Below are 16261 nucleotides of genomic sequence, written 5' to 3' on the forward strand. Positions count from 1 at the left end.
GCCCCGTCAAGCCGGAATACCTTTCATCGCATCTGTTGAAAACTCGCTCTCGAACAGTCGAAGGGTCAAATCCGACTGGTGGAATTATCGGTCGGTAAAGCATCTGGGGTGCAAGCACAGGCGCCCGAAGAATGGCCGTGTGATGTTCCCTCGCCTTGCCCTGTTCCGAAGCTGGATCGGCCGCGTATCCACCGCGACCCTGGTCGTCACGTTGTTCGTGACGGCGCTGGGCGCCTGCGTGCTCGGGCTGATGCTGTGGAAGGGTTACGACTCCCGCCGGTTCGCCCTGGCGCAGAATGAAACCGAGACACGGAATTTGGCGCAGTCGCTCGCCGAACACGCGACCCACACGTTCCAAGGCGCCGACATCGTGCTCGACGACATCGTAGCCTATGTCAGGTTGCGACCGGAGCTGAACGCGGGCTTCAACGAGCGGCTGCGCGCGCTTGCCGACCATCTGCCGCAGCTCTCCGACGTCGCGATCGTCAATTCTGTCGGCAACGTCACCCACGCCTCGGTGACGCCGGTGCCGCCGCTGAACAATGCGGACCGCAGTTACTTCCGCTATCACCGCGACAACCCCGACGACGCGCTGCTGATCACCGGACCGATCGAGTCGCGCACCTCGAGGCAATTGATCTTCGCCGTCAGCCGCCGGCTCGAAACCGCGGACGGTCACTTTGCCGGCGCTGTGGTTGCGACCATCGCCAGCGACTACTTCAGCGACTTCTACAAGACGATCGATCTCGGCCCCGGCGGCAGTATCAGCCTGCTGCACAGCGATGGCCGGCTGCTGATCCAATGGCCATCGCTGCAGAGCGGCCGCGACATGTCGAATTCGGTGCTGTTCCAGCATGCGCTACGCCAGGGCCCGAACGGCTTCTATCTCACCGTCTCGCCGTTCGACGGTCTCACCAAATACCTGGCGTATCGACAGATCAGCCGCTACCCGCTGGTGGTGACCGTAGCGCGGACAAAGGACTCCGTGCTGGCCGGCTGGCGGGAGACCGTGCGATCGGACGCCGCCGTGGCGGTAACGCTGCTCGCCTGCGTGGTGCTGCTGGCTGCTGTCCTTGCGGCGCAACTCCGCCGCCGGCAGGAGGTGCAGCATCTGCTGCGCGAGCGCGACGCGCATTATCGGCTGATCGACGCCAATATGGGCGACGTGATCGTGCTGACCGACCCCGGCGGCATCATGCGGTTCGTGTCGATGTCGGTCGAGGCCGTGCTCGGCTTAAAGCCGGAGCAACTGATCGGCCGCGCCTGGACCGAAATGGTTCACGCCGAGGACGTGCCGGCCCTGCAGGCCGTCGCCGCACGGCTGCGGAAATCGCCTGCGGGCCTGTGCGCCGAGTTCCGGATGCGGCGCGCTGAGGGCGATCAGGTCTGGCTCGAAGCGAATTTCGCCTACACCCGTTCCGACGATGGCCCGGGCCATTGCGTCGTCGGTACGCTGCGTGACGTCACGCAGCGCAAGCTGATGGAGCAGGAGGTCAAGGCGCTCAATGCCCGCTTGGCGGAATTGGCGCGAACCGACGGCCTCACTGGCCTGCCGAACCGCCGCTCGCTCGACGGTTTCATCGGTCGCACAACCGCCTCCGCCGCGACGATGGCGGTGCTGATGATCGATGTCGACGACTTCAAGGGCTTCAACGATCATTTCGGCCATCAGGGCGGCGACGACGCGTTGCGCCAGCTTGGTAACCTGTTCAGCGGCCTGGTGGGCGGCATGCACGGCTTCGCCGCGCGGTACGGCGGCGAGGAGTTCACCATCGTGTTGCCCGGTGCAGATGCCGCCGCCGCGATGAATTTCGCCGAGAGCCTGCGCGCCGCGGTGCGCGCGCTGGCGGTGCGCAACCCGGCCTCGGCGCACGGCTGCCTCACCGTCAGCATCGGCTTCGCCTGCGGCACCGCGCCGTTCGATTCCGCGCTGCTGCTGCGCGACGCCGACATCGCGCTGTACGAAGCCAAGCGACGGGGCCGCGACTGCTGCGTCGCCGCCACGACCGCCGATTTCGTTGCCGATGCCGGACCGCTGCAGCCCGAGCAAGAGCCCGCATCCGCGGAATCGGCATCCTGACCTCGCCGCATCTGCCCTCGCCGATCGCAGGCTGCAATCTGCGCACGAAACCTCGGGCTGCCGCATCCTGCGAAAACGATAGCCTGCCCCGCGGGATGCGCGCTAAACTCGTATCCGTTGCCGGGCCTAAAGCCCGGCAGCGGGACGAACAAGCACGAGGAGCGCAATGGGGATCGATTCCATTCTGGTCTGGCTTCTGGTCGGTGCGATCGCCGGCTGGCTCGCCGGACTGATCGTTCGCGGCGGCGGATTCGGGCTGGTCGGCAATGTGGTGATCGGCATCGTCGGGGCCGTGGTCGCGGGCTGGCTGCTGCCGTTCCTCGGCGTCAATCTCGGCGTCGGGATTGTCCGGGCGATCATCAATTCCGCAATCGGCGCGGTGATCGTGCTGGTCCTGCTGGCGATGATCCGCAGAGCCTGATACCGACGCTGCGCGATCTCGCGGTTGCGGCTGCGGCCGCGCCCTCTCCTCCAACCACCACCAATCAACAAACAACAACAACGGCGCGCGCGCCGGATCAGACGAGGCTGAAACGCATGAAGTTCACCGGCACCAAGGATTATGTGGCGACCGACGACCTCAAGGTCGCCGTCAATGCGGCGATCGTGCTCGAACGGCCGCTCCTGGTGAAGGGCGAGCCTGGCACCGGCAAGACGGTGCTGGCGGAGGAAGTGTCCCGGGCGCTGAACGCGCCGCTGCTGACCTGGCACATCAAGTCGACCACCAAGGCGCAGCAGGGCCTTTACGAATACGATGCGGTCAGCCGCCTGCGCGACAGCCAGCTCGGCGATCCACGCGTCTCTGAGATCAAGAACTACATCAAGCGCGGCAAGCTGTGGGAGGCGTTCACCGCCGAGCAGCGCCCGGTGCTGCTGATCGACGAAATCGACAAGGCCGACATCGAATTCCCGAACGACCTGTTGCTCGAACTCGACCGGATGGAATTCCACGTCTACGAGACCGGCGAAACCATCAAGGCCGCCAAGCGCCCGATCGTGGTGATCACCTCGAACAACGAAAAGGAACTGCCGGACGCGTTCCTGCGCCGCTGCTTCTTCCACTACATCAAGTTCCCGGACGCCGACACCATGCAGGCGATCGTCGACGTCCACTTCCCCGGCATCAAGCAGCGCCTGGTCGAGGAAGCGCTGAAGATCTTCTTCGAAGTCCGAGACGTGCCCGGCTTGAAAAAGAAGCCGTCGACCTCCGAACTGCTCGACTGGCTGAAGCTGCTGCTCAACGAAGAGATGAGCCCGGAGCAGCTCCGCGAGCGCGATCCGCGCAAGCTGATCCCGCCGCTGCACGGCGCGCTGCTGAAGAACGAGCAGGACGTGCATTTGTTCGAGCGGCTGGCGTTCCTGAGCCGGCGAGAGGTTTAAAGCCCCTCTCATCGTCATTCGGGGCGCGCATAGTGCGCCCCCGAAATGATGAGGTGTCCTGCGCAATGCATTGCTCCCCGCAGGTCGCCGGCATGGACCAAGCCTCACGTGAACTGGATCGCCAGTTCCGCCGCCGCGAAACGCCGGTCGGCGAGGTCGTGCTTGGTGATGAAGAAGTACAGGAAGCCGCCGGGCCCCAAGCCGGCGGCTTCGCTGCCGTTGGTGTAGCTGTCGAATTGCAGCAGCAATCGATACTGATCGTACGGCTGATCCAGAGTGAACTCGAAGCTCTCGCCCTGCAGTAGATCCGGCCAGCCCAGCAGCTTGCTGCCATTGCACGGATAGTCGATCTCGGCGGGAAGGCCGTGCCGCCGCATCTCGCGATGGAAGCTTTTGTAGGTCGCTTGGTTCGACCTGTCCGGCAGGATCGCCGCGATCACGCTGCTGTCAGGGTCCGGCAGGTCCCACATCGGCCGGAAGAGCAGCTCTGCGCGCGGAAACACGGTGAGCATTTCCAGCGGTGGTTCGGCCGGCAGCAGATGGTCGGTTTCGGGCCAATAATACAGCGCGCCGCCCTCCCCGGTGAGCAGACATCCCATCACCGTATCGTGGTCGCCGAAGCACGACAGCAGGCCCTGCGACGGCAACACCTCCGCGCCCGGTAGGCCGCGCAGGTCGGCGCAGTTGATCTGTCCAATGAACAGCATCGGCTCGGTCGCAGCGATTGGCCACTGCCATCCCGGCGGCGCGCAAGGCATGCCCCCCAGCCGGGAGCCATCGATCGGCGCGTCGGCGCGGGCCGCTTGCGGCCACAGCCCGATCGCGGGACGAAGCTGACGCAACAGCGCCGCCGCTTCCAGCGGCAATGCCGCGATCAGGCGCTTGACGATCTCGGCCACGTCCATGGCCGGCGGCGGCGGCGAAAGCGCCAGCCGGAACATCGGACGATCCTCCGGCAGAACCGCATCAGCCGAGTCGGGCGGAGCCGGGTGCGCGCGTCCCTCGGCGGTCTCGGATCTGCGCAGCGCCTGTTCCGCACTCAGGACGACGTCCGGATCGTCGCCTGTGAGCAACTCGCGCAGCCGATTCAGGCCACCGGCGCGTCCGACCAGTTCACGCTCGATCTGCAGCTGGTCCTGCAGGTGGCGATTGAGCGCGCCGATGTGCTCGATCGCGGCCCGGCTGCGGACATGGTCGAGCCAAGCTTGCAGCAGTTCGTTGTCGGAACGCTGGGTCAGTTCGCTCATACCCACTCCCCCTCCGAAAAGCAGGCTACGGGAACAAACTAAGAACTATCTAGTCAGTATTTTCCCGTCCGTAAGATCGACTGACACGCAGTATACAGCAATGCGCGATTTCGTCGGCAATATGAGCAAATCCGGTTGCCTTAACCGCATTCATGTATACAATCTGGACTCAACAATAATATTCAGGGAGGCTACGATGCCCGCCTTTCCGCTCAACGCCTGGTATGCCGCGGCGTGGGACGCCGACATCAAGCACGCGCTGTTTCCGCGCACCATCTGCGGCAAGCATGTCGTGATGTATCGCAAGGCCGACGGCAGCGTCGCCGCGCTGGAGGACGCCTGCTGGCATCGTCTGGTGCCGCTGTCGAAGGGCAGGCTCGAGGGCGACACCGTGGTCTGCGGCTATCACGGGCTGAAGTTCAATCCGCAGGGCCGCTGCACCTACATGCCGTCGCAGGAGACGATCAATCCGTCGGCCTGCGTGCGCTCCTATCCGGTGGTCGAGCGGCATCGCTTCGTCTGGCTGTGGATGGGCGATCCGGTGCTGGCCGATCCGGCGCTCGTCCCCGACATGCATTGGAACGACGATCCGGCCTGGGCCGGCGATGGCAAGACGATCCACGCCAAATGCGACTGGCGTCTCGTCGTCGACAATCTAATGGACCTCACCCACGAGACCTACGTGCACGGCTCGTCGATCGGCAACGAAGCGGTGGCCGAAGCACCGTTCGACGTCACCCATGGCGACCGCACCGTCACGGTGACGCGCTGGATGGAAAGCATCGAGCCGCCGCCGTTCTGGGCCGCACAGCTCCGCAAGCCCGGCCTCGTCGATCGCTGGCAGATCATCCGGTTCGAAGCGCCCGGCACGGTGACGATCGACGTCGGCGTCGCGCCCGCCGGCACCGGCGCGCCGGGAGGCGACCGCTCCCAGGGCGTCAACGGCTTCGTGCTCAACACCATGACCCCGGAGACCGACACCACCTGCCACTACTTCTGGGCGTTCGTGCGCAACTACCGGCTCAGCGAGCAGCGACTCACCACCGAGATCCGCGAAGGCGTCTCCGGCATTTTCCGCGAGGACGAGATCATCCTCGAAGCCCAGCAGCGCGCGATGCTCGAGAACCCCGACCGGGTGTTCTACAATCTCAACATCGACGCCGGCGCGATGTGGTCGCGCAAGCTGATCGACCGCATGGTGGCGCGGGAAAACGCGCCGAAACTGCAGGCGGCGGAGTAAACGATGAACGACAAGGCCGCCGACCGTTCGATATCGCAGACCGTGCGTGCGCAGCTTGCGCTGCGCGACATGGTGCTGTCCGGTCAGCTCCGCGCCGGCGAACGGATCTCCGAACTGCAGGCGGTCGACATCACCGGCGTGTCGCGCACGCCGGTGCGGATGGCGCTGGTGCGGCTCGAGGACGAGGGCCTGCTGCAGGCGATCCCGTCCGGCGGCTTCATGGTCAAGGCGTTCTCCGAGCGCGACATCCTCGACTCGATTGAACTGCGCGGCACCATGGAGGGTCTCGCCGCCCGGCTCGCCGCCGAGCGTGGCGCCAGCGCGCGGCAACTCGAACCATTGAAGCAGTGCCTCGGCGATATCGACGAGCTGGTGCGACAGGATCCGATCTCGGTCGATGCATTCTCGGCCTATGTGGCGCTCAACGCCCGGCTTCACGCGCTGCTCAACGAATTGTGCGGCTCGGCGCCGGTGATGCGCCAGATCGACCGCGTCGCCGCCCTGCCGTTCGCCTCACCGAGCGCCTTCGTGATGGCGCAGTCGGCGCTGCCGGAGGCGCACCAGATCCTGCTGATCGCCCAGGATCACCACCGCGCCGTGATCGACGCGATCGAGAACCGCGAAGGCGCCCGCGCCGAAGCGGTGATGCGCGAACACGCCCGGCTCGCAGTGCGCAACCTGCGCTTGGCGCTGCGCAGCCGCACCCATCTCGACCTGCTGCCGGCGCTGACGCTGGTGACCCAGGCCGCCGACAAGTAATCGCTCGACCACCCACCGACAGGAGGCCGCGATGCGCTTCGCCGAACAGTGGACCAGCAGCACCGTCGTGTCGACCCGCGACCTGACGCCGTCGATCCGCGAAATCGTGCTCGAACCGGATATGGCGGTCACCACCTGCGCGCCCGGTAGCCATATCAACGTCGCGGTGCTGATCGACGGCCAGCCCGACAAGCGCAGCTACTCACTGGTCGGCGCGCCGGATAAGGGGCGGTTGCGGATCGCGGTGCGGCTCGCCGGCGACAGCCGCGGCGGATCGCGAGCGATGTGGGTGCTGAAGCCGGGACAGCGGATCGACATCACCCATCCGGCCTCGCTGTTCGAGATCGATTGGAGCCGTCGGCACTACGCGCTGATCGCCGGCGGCATCGGCGTCACACCGATGCTCGGGATCGCCGCTGCGCTCGCCCGCCGTGGCACCGAGCTGACGATGCACTACGCGGTGAAATCGCGCAGCGACGCCGCGCTCCACGACGAGCTGAGCAGCCTGCTCGGCGACCGGCTGCGGCTTCATGCCGGCGACGAAGGTGCAAGGCTCGATCTCGACGCCGCCTTCCGTGCTCTGCCAGAGGGCGCCGTGGCGGTGCTGTGCGGTCCGCTGCGGATGCTGGAAGCTGCGCGGCACGCCTGGCATCAGGCAGGCCGCCCGGCGAGTGATCTGTGTTTCGAGACCTTCGGTTCCAGCGGCCGGCTGCCGACCACCGAGTTCCGCGTCCGCATCGGCGCCACCGGCAGCGAAATCGTGGTGCCGCGCGACCGCTCGATGCTGGACGCGCTGAACGCCGCCGGCTTCGACGTGATCTCCGATTGCGAGCGCGGCGAATGCGGCGTCTGCGCCGTCGACGTCACCGCCGTGGACGGCGAGATCGACCACCGCGACGTATTCTTCAGCGACCATCAGAAACACGACAGCGGCAAGATGTGCGCCTGCGTCTCCCGCGCCCGCGGCACGGTGACGATCGACACGCTGTACCGGCCGGATCAGTTGCCGGGAGCGGCCGCCTAAGCCGCCTACGGTCCAAGACGAAGTAACTTGCCCCAGGCAGGGCCTACTCCTTCTCCCCGCGCGCGGGGAGAAGGGTGGGATGAGGGGGCGTCTCCACGTGGCCGAGCTGCCGGCCTTTTCACCCACGTCGCACCAAAGAACCGCCAAGCTCAGACTCGCGGAAGCGCCCCCTCACCCGGCTCAGCGCTACGCGCCGAGCCGACCTCTCCCCGCGCGCGGGGAGAGGTGACACTCCACCCGGAGCTAGTTACGCAGACTCAGCGCCACCCTTCCAGCACGCCGATCGGCTGGTCGCAGACCCATTCTGGCCGCAGCATCACCTGGCAGCCTTTGTCGAACGGCAGCAGTCCGACCCGGCGCTGATCCTGCATGATTTCGATCGACCAGGTCCGCGGCACCGACGGATGCACCTGGACCAGCCGCTGGATCACCCCGGCGGCGAACAGCGTCGCATCGATGTCATCGGCGAGCGCCGCCCCGTCATGGCCCGGGCCATCGACGCGGTTGATCGGATCGCGGACGTGAAATCGATAAAACGGCATAGCACTAGAATGGCGTCGGCAAAGGCTCCGCAAAATGACGCAGATCAAACGGAGCCTATCGGGGGCGCTATTCTTTGGATGATCAGCCGATTAGCAAGCGAAATCTTGATCAAAATCAAGGGAACCTACGCCCGGCGGCTCAGCGCCCGGGCTTCTCGAACAACTGATAGCTGAGATGGGCCTTCACGGTTGGCCATTCGGCGGCGATGATCGAGTACACCACGGTATCGCGTAGCGTGCCGTTTGGCGCGATCTGGTGATTGCGCATGATGCCGTCCTGCTTGGCGCCGAGCCGCTCGATACCGCGCCGGGATTGATGGTTGAAAAAGTGTGTGCGGAACTCGACCGCGATGCAGTCGAGCTTCTCGAAGGCATGCTGCAGCAGGAGCAGCTTGCATTGCGTGTTGAGTCCGGTCCGTTGCACGCGAGACGCGTACCAGGTCGAACCGATCTCGACCCGGCGATTGCCGGCATCCACGTTCATATACGTGGTCATGCCGGCGATCTTGCCGGCGGCGTCTTTCACCGTCCACGGCAGCATCGCGCCCTGCGATTGCAGCGCCAGCCGCCGCGCGATCTCGGCTTCCATCTTCGCCGGCTCGGGCACGAACGTGTACCAGAGCTTCCACAACTCACCGTCCTTCACCGCCTCGATCAGCCCGTCGCGATGCGACGGCTCGAGCGGCTCCAATGTCGCGTGCGGGCCGCTCAGGGTGACGGGTTCGAGCCAGGGCATCTGCGCTGCTTCCTCATGGGGGTCGGGAACCGAAACCATAATACGCAATGGCCGGGCTTGTCCCGGCCATCGACGAACATGCGCGTATGCGCCGATCGAGGGGCGTGTCTCCCCCCGTCGCGCGATGTCAGGCGAGTTGAAAAATCAGACCGTTACTACTTGTTGAGGAAATGGAGCGCCAGTCCGGGCCTAGCCCAATCCATTGCGATCAGTTCGCCGCGGCCGGACAAAGTGATGTAGGCGGTCTTCAGGTCAGGGCCGCCGAACGCGATGTTGGTGGTGACACGGTCGCCGGTCGGCACCTGCTCGACCAACGTGCCGTCCGGCGCGATCACCGAGATGCAGCCGGAGACCAGCGTGGCGACGCAGACATTGCCGCCCGCCTCGACCGCGAGCGAGTCGAACATCTGGTAGCCGCCGAGCCCGGCGATCGGCTTGCCCTTCTCGCCGCGATAGATCACGTCGCGCGGCTTGACCTCGCCGGGCGCCGACAGATCGTAGGCCCACAGCCGCGCGGTCGGCGTCTCGGCCGCATACATCGTGGTCTCGTCCGGCGACAGGCCGATGCCGTTGAGCGGCAGCGTGCCGAACACCTGCTCGGTGATCTCGGTCATGCCGGGCTTGATGTAGTAGGCGGCGCCGACATCCATGTCGCGGGCGCGGCGCTTGCCGAGATCGGTGAACCACAGCCCGCCGTGCTTGTCGAACACGAGATCGTTCGGCCCCTTCAGCGGGTGCTCGCCGCATTTGTCGAACAGCGTCTCGACCGCACCGCTCTGCAGATCGACGCGCTGGATCGAGCCGCCGATATATTCGTGCGGCTCGGGCGCGCCGGGCATCATCGTGCCGCGCGAGGGAAACCAGCCGAAGCCGCCGTTGTTGCAGATGTACATCTTGCCGCCGGGGCCGAGCGCGGCGCCGTTCGGCCCGCCCGCAATCTTCGCCACCACCTCCTTACGACCGTGCGGCCACACCCGCGTCAGTTGCTGCGCGCGGATCTCGACCAGCACCACCGAGCCGTCCGGCATCACGACCGGGCCTTCGGGAAATGCCAGATCGGTGGCGAGAACGCGGACGTTGGACATGGTTTTCTCCCGGGCTGTTTGTTGTGGCACAGACCGTTTCGGGCCGGCGCTTATTGTCTCGGGGACGAGTTGTAAGTCATGTCGTCGCGGCTTGCCAAGCAAGCGCGCGAATTCCGCCGAGCGGCAGACGCGGCGCGAACTACTTCTTGGCGTCGGTCTTCGGCGGCGAGGCATCCTTCGTGGGCGCCGCATCCTTAGCCGGGGCAGGCTCGGTCTTGGCCGGCTTCTGCGCCGCCTGCAGCTCGGCGAGCTGCTTCTGCAGCGCCGCCACGGCCGCGCCCAGCGCCCCGATCTGGGCGCGGGCGGCCTCGAGCTGCTGCCGCTGTTCGAGCCGCGCTTTGTCCAGGCTCTTGTGCAGGAAGTCGACATTGCTCTGCAGGCAGCTGGTGCGCCGCTCCATGGTCTTTTCCACGGTGCAGATCTCGATACCGGGCACGTCCTGCGCGGTCGCGGCCGGGCTCCACAAGAGCGGTGCCAGCACCGCCAGCGCGATCATCGGTTTGCCGGCCATCGTCGTCTCCTTCGGTTGCATCGGACGCCAGCGAAGCCGCTGGCGCGGCAGCCGTCAACGGCCTTGCCCCGCGGCCGATTGCCGGACTCAGCGAAGCCGTGCGAGGCTCGCGCCATGCAACAGGCTCCTGCCGAAGAAGAGTGCTTCGTCTACGTGCTCGGCTGCGCGCACGCGGGCCGCTATCTCACCTATGTCGGCTGGACGCTCGACCTCGACCGCCGCCTCGCCCAGCACAACGCCGGCACCGGCGCACGCTCGACCCGCGGCCGCGCCTGGGTGCTGATCCATTCGGAGCGCTTCACCTGCCGCCGCGACGCGATGAGCCGCGAGTGGCATCTCAAGCGCGACCGCACCTTCCGCCGCCGCCTCGCCGCCGAGGCGCAAGCCCACGTCGCCAAGCCCCCGAAAGCCCGCAAAGCTGTCCCAGCGCGTAACACGACGCGGCGTCGGTCTTAACCTTTGGAACGCGGCCGGAACGAAGCGGGGCCGAATCACTGCGAATCGGCTCGCGACACAACCTCAGCACCAGATCGCGCGCGACCAGCGCGTCCATGACACAACACCTGTTGGCGCAGCCGGCGTGCGAAGCCGCGAAAATGGCTGAATGCGTTAATGCTCGCGCCTCATATGCCGACCTTCGCCGGCCTCCTCGTCGATGCTGCGGACGACGCGTGCGAGCAATCATGCTGGACAGCGTGTCCCCGAATGCGACACCGCGCCTGCACGGTCTTAACGCTTCGAACGCGGCCAGAACGAAGCCAGCCCGAATCACTGCGAATCAGCTCTCTCGGTCGCGATCTCACTAGATCTCGGCGCCGCCGAGACGACGCGGCACAACACCTGCACGCGCGTGTTCACGCGACCGCGCTGATCACCGTTACAATCGTTAATACGCGGCCGAGCACCGCACGGCGAACGGTGCTTGCCGTCGTTGCTGAGATCGTCGTCGACTGCGCGCAGGCATCCTCACTGCCGCTGTCCCCGGATGCGACACTCGCCGTGCTTGATCTTAAGATCTGGAACGCGGGCGGAACAAAGCGCCGACGAATCAGCGCGAATCAGTGGCTCGCGCCGCGCCGACACCAGATCTCGGCGCAGGCCATCGCGGATGCGCGCAACATCTGCGCGGCGATGTTCTTGCGCGAGATCATCCCGCCTGCCGATCGTTAACGTCCGGGCGCAAACCGGAAACGCGAATGCGCACCGGTGCGCGGGAGCGCACCAGCGACGGCATTACTGCGAGATGATGAGAAAACTCCCGGCCGGGCGCAGAGCAACAGCCGCCGGCGTGAAGCTCAGCTTCGCGGACGGATATACGGCTCGACCGGGCCGTGAACCTTGATCGCGAGCTGATTGCCGAAGCGATCCTTCGCGGTGCCGGCGGCGACGCGGATCCAGCCCTCGCTGACGCAGTATTCAATGACGTTGGTCTTGTCCTGCCCCTTGAAGCGGACGCCGACGTCGAGCTCGAGCAGGTCGGCGTTGTAATAAGGGCTGGAAGGCTCGATCGACAGACGATCGGGCAGTTCGATGTTCGGAGTGTCGGTCATAGCAAAGTCTCGATCTCTTTCGAAAGCGCCTCCGGCGTGGTGGTCGGCGCATGCCGCGATACCACGCGCCCGGACCGGTCGACCAGGAACTTGGTGAAATTCCATTTGATCGCCGAGCCGAGCAGGCCGCCCTTTTCGTCCTTCAGAAACTTGTACAGTGGATGCGCGCCCGAGCCATTGACATCGATCTTGGCGAACATCGGGAAGGTCACGCCGTAATTGGTCGAACAGAATTGCGCGATCTGCGCCTCGTCGCCGCGCTCCTGCGCGCCGAACTGGTTGCAGGGAAAGCCGAGCACCGAAAAGCCGCGCGGGCCGTATGTCTGCTGCAGCGCTTCGAGGCCCTTGTATTGCGGAGTGAAGCCGCAGGCGCTGGCGGTGTTGACGATCAGCAGCACCTGCCCTTCGAACTGCTTCAGCGAAACGTCCTTGCCCGCCAACGATGTGGCGGAGAAATCATAGATCGACGCCATCGTCCCCTCGCCTCAGCTCAAGCCACCGGGTCGATCGGCGACGGCGGCACTCCGCCGGCCTCGATGGCTTCGCCGGCGAGCAGGCACAGATCCTCGCGATAGCGCCCCGCCACCACTTGCACGCCGACCGGCACCCGGCCGACCATCCCGGTCGACACCGTCAGCCCCGGCAGGCCGACGAACGGCAGTCCGACCTGCGGCATCTGTGCCGCCCACACCCGCTTGAACGAGGCGTCGTCCTTCAGGTCGAGCCGCTGCGGGAACGGCAGCTCGCCGCACACCGGCATCAGCAGCACGGCATAGCCATCGAAGAACGTCTGCCAGTCACGGGTCAGCGTTGCCCGACGGGTCAGCAGCTTGGAGTAGCTGGCGAGATCGGCGATCGCCTTGTCGCGGTTGCCGCGCAGGCATGCCAGCGCGCCTTCGTCGCCCTCGCGCTCGGCCGCCTCGAGCATCGCCTGATAACCGTCGCCGAGCCAGAACTGCGCCTGCAATTCGGCGGCCTCGCGCAGCGGCGGCGTGTTCTCGATCTCCTCGACGATCCAGCCGGCGGCTTCGAGCCGCTTGGCGGCGTCCTTCAGCGCAGCGCGCACCTCCGGCACCACCGCAAGATCGTCGGGCGCGATGCACAGCGCAGCGCGCTTGTCGCGCGGCGGGCCGTCGAGCGGCGCCGGTACCCACCACGGATCGCGCGAGTCCGGCTGCGCCAGCGCCTGCAGTCCGAGCCGCACGTCGGCGATGGTCCGGGCCAGCGGCCCCGACACCGCGCTGATCTGCGGACAGATCGGCCGCTCCGGCGAGGACGCGTTGTAGGCGGCGACGCGGCCGATCGTCGGCCGCAGCCCGTGCACGCCGCAGGCATAGGCCGGATAGCGCACCGAGCCGGCGATGTCGGTGCCGTGCGCGATCGCTCCGATGCCGGCTGCAACCGCGGCGGCCGCGCCACCGGAGGAGCCGCCCGGCGTGATCGAGGAATCGCGCGGGTTCAGCGTCTCGCCATGCAACTTGTTTGCGGTGAACCAACGATAGGAGAAAGCCGGCGTATTGGTGCGGCCGATGATCACCGCGCCGGCTTTGCGCAGATTGTCGAGCACCGGACTGTTGGTTTTGGCGATCAAGTCGCGCTGCAGTGTCACGCCGTTGGTGGTGGCGAAGCCCTGCTGATCGACATTGACCTTCACGGTCACCGGCACTCCGGCCAGCACGCCGAGGCTTTCGCCTTTGGCGAGCGCGGCGTCGACCGCATCGGCCTGCGCGAGCGCGGCCTCGGTGTTGTGATCGACCACCGCGTTGATCGCAGGATTGACGGCGGAAAGCCGGTTCAGCGCGGCCTCGGCTACTTCCCGCGCCGAGACGCGGCGGCTGCGGACGAGATCGGCCAGTTCAGTCGCGGAAAGGCGCCAGATGTCCTGCATGATCACTCCGTTGCGAGACGAATGTGATAGCGCGGCAGGATCGGGCGCGCCATCGCCAATTCAGCAACCGCTCAATGCCGGTTCCGCGGCGACGCCGGCAGATCAAGCATCGCCTCGCTGAACGGAAATTCCAGCAGCACGCCGCCCTCCTCGTCGGTGACTTCGAGGCTGGCGCGGATCAGATCGAGCTGCGCGCTCTCGGTCTTGACGATTTCGCGGATGGTGGCGCGCGCCACTTCCCAGGCGTGGTCGGCGTCGCGCAGTTCCTCGCCCTCGGGATCTGGGATCAGTTCCTCGCCGATCCGGGTGTTGAAGAAATATCGCGGCATTCCGGCTCCCGATTGAACACCTCTTTCAGGTGGCCATCACGCCGTTGATCCGCAACCCTCGGGGCGCCGCCCATCCGCGCGCCGCGAGGCGCGGCGCTCGCAAACCCTGCAGTTTCGCGCTAACAAGTTCGAATGCCGCTTGACCCGCAAGACGATGCTTCGTCCGCGCAGCGCCCTGCACCAGGTGCGCCGCTCTCCTCGCAACTGCTCGCGGTCGGTGACGGCCACGAACTCTATGTCGAAAGCAACGGCCGTGCCGACGGGATCCCCGCGGTTTACCTGCACGGCGGCCCCGGCAGCGGCTGCCAGGCGGATCATCGCCGGTTGTTCGATCCGCAGCGGTTTCATGCCGTGCTGTTCGATCAGCGCGGCGCCGGTCGCAGCCGCCCCAAGGGCGGCTGCGACGCCAACACGCTGCCGCATCTGATTGCCGACATGGAGGCGATTCGTACCCTGTACGGTTTCGAACGCTGGCTGGTGGTCGGCGGCTCGTGGGGATCGACGCTGGCGCTGGCCTATGCCGAGGCGCATCCGGAGCGCGTCAGCGGGCTGGTGCTGCGAGCCACTTTTCTCGGCACCCGCGCCGAGCTCGAAACGGCCTTCCTGATCAATCTGCCGCAATTTTATCCGGCGCTGAATGAGGATTTTCTCGGCCTGCTGCCGGAGTCCGAACGCGCCGCGCCGCTGGACGCGTATTGGCGGCGGATTCTCGATCCCGACCCCGCGGTGCACGCTCCTGCGGCGAAGGCTTGGGTCGAAACCGAAGGGGTGCTGTCGATGGTGACGCCCAGGCGGACGTGGCTCGATCGCGCACATCCGACCAGCCAAAGCGCGCTGCCAGTGACGCCCTATATCGAGTCGCACTACTTCGCAAACGACTGCTTCATGCGCCCCAATCAGCTGCTCAACGAGGCCCACAAGCTCGCCGGCATTCCGGGCGTGATCGTGCAGGGCCGCTACGACCTGCTGTGTCCGCCCGCAACCGCGCACCGGCTCGCCGCATTGTGGCCGGAGGCCGAGCTGCGCACCGTCGACGCCGCCGGCCACCTGCTCTACGACCCCGGCATCCGTGACGCGGTGATCGCCGGGATCACTGACGTCGCGGCCCGGTCCAGGGCCTGAAAGGACACCCGATGCCGATCGCCGGACAAGGCATGCTGCTGACTTCGATGGATATCGCACCGGAGGACGAAGCCGATTTCAATCGCTGGTACGACCGCGAGCACATCGCCGAGCGCGTCGCGATCGAGGGCTTCGTCGAGGCGCGGCGCTACGTCGCGCTCGATGCCGCACCGAAATATCTCGGGTTGTACTCGACTGAGACCTTCGAGGTGCTGAGCAGCGATGCCTATCGCACAGCGCTCGCCAGTCAGACCGAGTGGTCGAAGCGCAACATCGCCAAGTTCAAGAACATGATCCGCGGCGTCGCGCGGATCACACTGAGTCGCGGCCTTGGCCGCGGTGCAGTGCTCGGCCTGGCCCGTGTTCGTCCTGCCACGGGCCAGGAGGACGCCTTGCGCGCGGATCTCGCAGCGAAGCTCGATCCGGCACCGCTCGACGGCATCATGTCGATGCATCTGCTCGAAAACGATCCCACGCTGTCGAAGCCACTGACCGATCCGCCCGGCGTCACCAGCCCGGGCGCGTCCGATTGGTTCGTGCTGATCGACGGCACCAGCATTGAGGCCGTGAAGGCGGCCCTCGCCGGCCGCTTCGACGCTGCAATCACAGCTGCCGGTGCCGAGCTGATCGCGGCCGGGACTTACGCGCTGCTATGGGATCTGGCCAAAGCAGAAATGGGCAGCTGAACCCCACTTTGCGCTGTCCGCCTGTAATCGCATCATCACATCGGTGGGATACGCTGGCATCAGGGAACTTTTTCCGGATTCA

The 16261-nt window shown here is 66.1% G+C and carries 19 protein-coding genes; 10 read left to right on the forward strand and 9 right to left on the reverse strand.

Features of this window, described 5'->3' with window-relative positions; translation table 11 throughout:
- The first annotated feature begins 142 nt into the window (after positions 1-142).
- The 3 genes from DNX69_RS25485 (at position 143) to DNX69_RS25495 (ending at position 3460) form a co-directional block, all read left to right on the forward strand.
- Positions 143-2080 (forward strand): sensor domain-containing diguanylate cyclase, encoded by a 1938-nt coding sequence (locus DNX69_RS25485; RefSeq protein WP_110788902.1) that lies wholly within the window; start codon positions 143-145, stop codon positions 2078-2080.
- Positions 2081-2246: 166 nt separating this feature from the next.
- Positions 2247-2501: a GlsB/YeaQ/YmgE family stress response membrane protein gene (locus DNX69_RS25490; RefSeq protein WP_110788814.1), complete on the forward strand. Its 255-nt coding sequence runs from the start codon at positions 2247-2249 to the stop codon at positions 2499-2501.
- A 116-nt stretch (positions 2502-2617) separates the two neighbouring features.
- A complete protein-coding gene (locus DNX69_RS25495) occupies positions 2618-3460 on the forward strand; it encodes an AAA family ATPase (RefSeq protein ID WP_110788815.1) in 843 nt (280 codons plus the stop codon).
- Positions 3461-3564: 104 nt separating this feature from the next.
- Here the strand turns inward: DNX69_RS25495 and DNX69_RS25500 are convergent, their stop codons facing one another.
- Entirely contained in the window at positions 3565-4707 is a 1143-nt protein-coding gene (locus DNX69_RS25500; RefSeq protein ID WP_110788816.1) for a DUF1963 domain-containing protein, read from the reverse strand.
- Between the two features lie 196 nt (positions 4708-4903).
- Between DNX69_RS25500 and DNX69_RS25505 the strand changes: the two genes are divergently transcribed.
- From DNX69_RS25505 to DNX69_RS25515, 3 genes are read left to right on the forward strand one after another with little or no spacing between them, the layout of a single operon-like run.
- Positions 4904-5947 (forward strand): aromatic ring-hydroxylating dioxygenase subunit alpha, encoded by a 1044-nt coding sequence (locus tag DNX69_RS25505; RefSeq protein WP_110788817.1) that lies wholly within the window; start codon positions 4904-4906, stop codon positions 5945-5947.
- 3 nt (positions 5948-5950) lie between these two features.
- Positions 5951-6706 carry a GntR family transcriptional regulator gene (locus tag DNX69_RS25510; protein ID WP_110788818.1) on the forward strand — a complete coding sequence of 252 codons (756 nt, stop codon included), beginning with the start codon at positions 5951-5953 and terminating at the stop codon, positions 6704-6706.
- A gap of 31 nt (positions 6707-6737) precedes the next feature.
- Positions 6738-7730: a PDR/VanB family oxidoreductase gene (locus tag DNX69_RS25515; RefSeq protein WP_110788819.1), complete on the forward strand. Its 993-nt coding sequence runs from the start codon at positions 6738-6740 to the stop codon at positions 7728-7730.
- Positions 7731-7987: 257 nt separating this feature from the next.
- On the opposite strand, the gene DNX69_RS25520 is transcribed toward DNX69_RS25515, so the two are convergent.
- The 4 genes from DNX69_RS25520 to DNX69_RS25535 all read right to left on the reverse strand — a co-directional run bounded on the left by DNX69_RS25520 (position 7988) and on the right by DNX69_RS25535 (position 10604).
- A complete protein-coding gene (locus DNX69_RS25520) occupies positions 7988-8272 on the reverse strand; it encodes a hypothetical protein (RefSeq protein WP_013501491.1) in 285 nt (94 codons plus the stop codon).
- A gap of 139 nt (positions 8273-8411) precedes the next feature.
- The gene (locus tag DNX69_RS25525) at positions 8412-9008 is read right to left on the reverse strand and encodes a GNAT family N-acetyltransferase (protein ID WP_110788820.1); all 597 of its coding nucleotides are present in this window, start codon (positions 9006-9008) and stop codon (positions 8412-8414) included.
- A gap of 155 nt (positions 9009-9163) precedes the next feature.
- Positions 9164-10093 carry an SMP-30/gluconolactonase/LRE family protein gene (locus DNX69_RS25530; RefSeq protein ID WP_110788821.1) on the reverse strand — a complete coding sequence of 310 codons (930 nt, stop codon included), beginning with the start codon at positions 10091-10093 and terminating at the stop codon, positions 9164-9166.
- Between the two features lie 139 nt (positions 10094-10232).
- Positions 10233-10604, reverse strand: coding sequence for a hypothetical protein (locus tag DNX69_RS25535; RefSeq protein WP_110788903.1), 372 nt, complete (start codon positions 10602-10604; stop codon positions 10233-10235).
- Positions 10605-10718: 114 nt separating this feature from the next.
- Here DNX69_RS25535 and DNX69_RS25540 point away from each other — a divergent pair, with 114 nt between their 5' ends.
- Both DNX69_RS25540 and DNX69_RS25545 read left to right on the forward strand, forming a co-directional pair.
- Positions 10719-11060, forward strand: coding sequence for a GIY-YIG nuclease family protein (locus tag DNX69_RS25540; protein ID WP_110788822.1), 342 nt, complete (start codon positions 10719-10721; stop codon positions 11058-11060).
- Between the two features lie 462 nt (positions 11061-11522).
- Positions 11523-11774, forward strand: coding sequence for a hypothetical protein (locus DNX69_RS25545; protein ID WP_110788823.1), 252 nt, complete (start codon positions 11523-11525; stop codon positions 11772-11774).
- Positions 11775-11899: 125 nt separating this feature from the next.
- On the opposite strand, the gene DNX69_RS25550 is transcribed toward DNX69_RS25545, so the two are convergent.
- From DNX69_RS25550 to DNX69_RS25565, 4 genes are all read right to left on the reverse strand, one after another.
- A complete protein-coding gene (locus tag DNX69_RS25550) occupies positions 11900-12154 on the reverse strand; it encodes a DUF3297 family protein (protein WP_110788824.1) in 255 nt (84 codons plus the stop codon).
- Positions 12151-12627: a glutathione peroxidase gene (locus tag DNX69_RS25555; RefSeq protein ID WP_110788825.1), complete on the reverse strand. Its 477-nt coding sequence runs from the start codon at positions 12625-12627 to the stop codon at positions 12151-12153. The genes DNX69_RS25550 and DNX69_RS25555 overlap by 4 nt, the downstream gene beginning before the upstream one ends.
- Before the next feature lie 17 nt (positions 12628-12644).
- Positions 12645-14042: an amidase family protein gene (locus tag DNX69_RS25560; RefSeq protein WP_110788826.1), complete on the reverse strand. Its 1398-nt coding sequence runs from the start codon at positions 14040-14042 to the stop codon at positions 12645-12647.
- Between the two features lie 71 nt (positions 14043-14113).
- Positions 14114-14371, reverse strand: coding sequence for a DUF6894 family protein (locus tag DNX69_RS25565; protein WP_110788827.1), 258 nt, complete (start codon positions 14369-14371; stop codon positions 14114-14116).
- A 132-nt stretch (positions 14372-14503) separates the two neighbouring features.
- On the opposite strand from DNX69_RS25565, the gene pip reads away from it, so the two are divergent.
- Both pip and DNX69_RS25575 read left to right on the forward strand, forming a co-directional pair.
- A complete protein-coding gene (gene pip / locus DNX69_RS25570) occupies positions 14504-15493 on the forward strand; it encodes a prolyl aminopeptidase (RefSeq protein ID WP_110788828.1) in 990 nt (329 codons plus the stop codon).
- A gap of 11 nt (positions 15494-15504) precedes the next feature.
- Positions 15505-16179, forward strand: coding sequence for a DUF4286 family protein (locus DNX69_RS25575; RefSeq protein WP_110788829.1), 675 nt, complete (start codon positions 15505-15507; stop codon positions 16177-16179).
- Positions 16180-16261 lie beyond the last annotated feature (82 nt).

Source organism: Rhodopseudomonas palustris, assembly GCF_003226555.1.
Taxonomy (GTDB): domain Bacteria; phylum Pseudomonadota; class Alphaproteobacteria; order Rhizobiales; family Xanthobacteraceae; genus Rhodopseudomonas; species Rhodopseudomonas palustris_I.

Excerpts from the sequence above, each read along its gene's own strand:
- DNX69_RS25485 (WP_110788902.1), top strand. The coding sequence starts at position 143 with ATGTTCCCTCGCCTTGCCCTGTTCCGAAGCTGGATCGGCCGCGTATCC.
- DNX69_RS25490 (WP_110788814.1), top strand. The coding sequence starts at position 2,247 with ATGGGGATCGATTCCATTCTGGTCTGGCTTCTGGTCGGTGCGATCGCC.
- DNX69_RS25495 (WP_110788815.1), top strand. The coding sequence starts at position 2,618 with ATGAAGTTCACCGGCACCAAGGATTATGTGGCGACCGACGACCTCAAG.
- DNX69_RS25500 (WP_110788816.1), bottom strand. The coding sequence starts at position 4,707 with ATGAGCGAACTGACCCAGCGTTCCGACAACGAACTGCTGCAAGCTTGG.
- DNX69_RS25505 (WP_110788817.1), top strand. The coding sequence starts at position 4,904 with ATGCCCGCCTTTCCGCTCAACGCCTGGTATGCCGCGGCGTGGGACGCC.
- DNX69_RS25510 (WP_110788818.1), top strand. The coding sequence starts at position 5,951 with ATGAACGACAAGGCCGCCGACCGTTCGATATCGCAGACCGTGCGTGCG.
- DNX69_RS25515 (WP_110788819.1), top strand. The coding sequence starts at position 6,738 with ATGCGCTTCGCCGAACAGTGGACCAGCAGCACCGTCGTGTCGACCCGC.
- DNX69_RS25520 (WP_013501491.1), bottom strand. The coding sequence starts at position 8,272 with ATGCCGTTTTATCGATTTCACGTCCGCGATCCGATCAACCGCGTCGAT.
- DNX69_RS25525 (WP_110788820.1), bottom strand. The coding sequence starts at position 9,008 with ATGCCCTGGCTCGAACCCGTCACCCTGAGCGGCCCGCACGCGACATTG.
- DNX69_RS25530 (WP_110788821.1), bottom strand. The coding sequence starts at position 10,093 with ATGTCCAACGTCCGCGTTCTCGCCACCGATCTGGCATTTCCCGAAGGC.
- DNX69_RS25535 (WP_110788903.1), bottom strand. The coding sequence starts at position 10,604 with ATGGCCGGCAAACCGATGATCGCGCTGGCGGTGCTGGCACCGCTCTTG.
- DNX69_RS25540 (WP_110788822.1), top strand. The coding sequence starts at position 10,719 with ATGCAACAGGCTCCTGCCGAAGAAGAGTGCTTCGTCTACGTGCTCGGC.
- DNX69_RS25550 (WP_110788824.1), bottom strand. The coding sequence starts at position 12,154 with ATGACCGACACTCCGAACATCGAACTGCCCGATCGTCTGTCGATCGAG.
- DNX69_RS25555 (WP_110788825.1), bottom strand. The coding sequence starts at position 12,627 with ATGGCGTCGATCTATGATTTCTCCGCCACATCGTTGGCGGGCAAGGAC.
- DNX69_RS25560 (WP_110788826.1), bottom strand. The coding sequence starts at position 14,042 with ATGCAGGACATCTGGCGCCTTTCCGCGACTGAACTGGCCGATCTCGTC.
- DNX69_RS25565 (WP_110788827.1), bottom strand. The coding sequence starts at position 14,371 with ATGCCGCGATATTTCTTCAACACCCGGATCGGCGAGGAACTGATCCCA.
- pip (WP_110788828.1), top strand. The coding sequence starts at position 14,504 with ATGCCGCTTGACCCGCAAGACGATGCTTCGTCCGCGCAGCGCCCTGCA.
- DNX69_RS25575 (WP_110788829.1), top strand. The coding sequence starts at position 15,505 with ATGCCGATCGCCGGACAAGGCATGCTGCTGACTTCGATGGATATCGCA.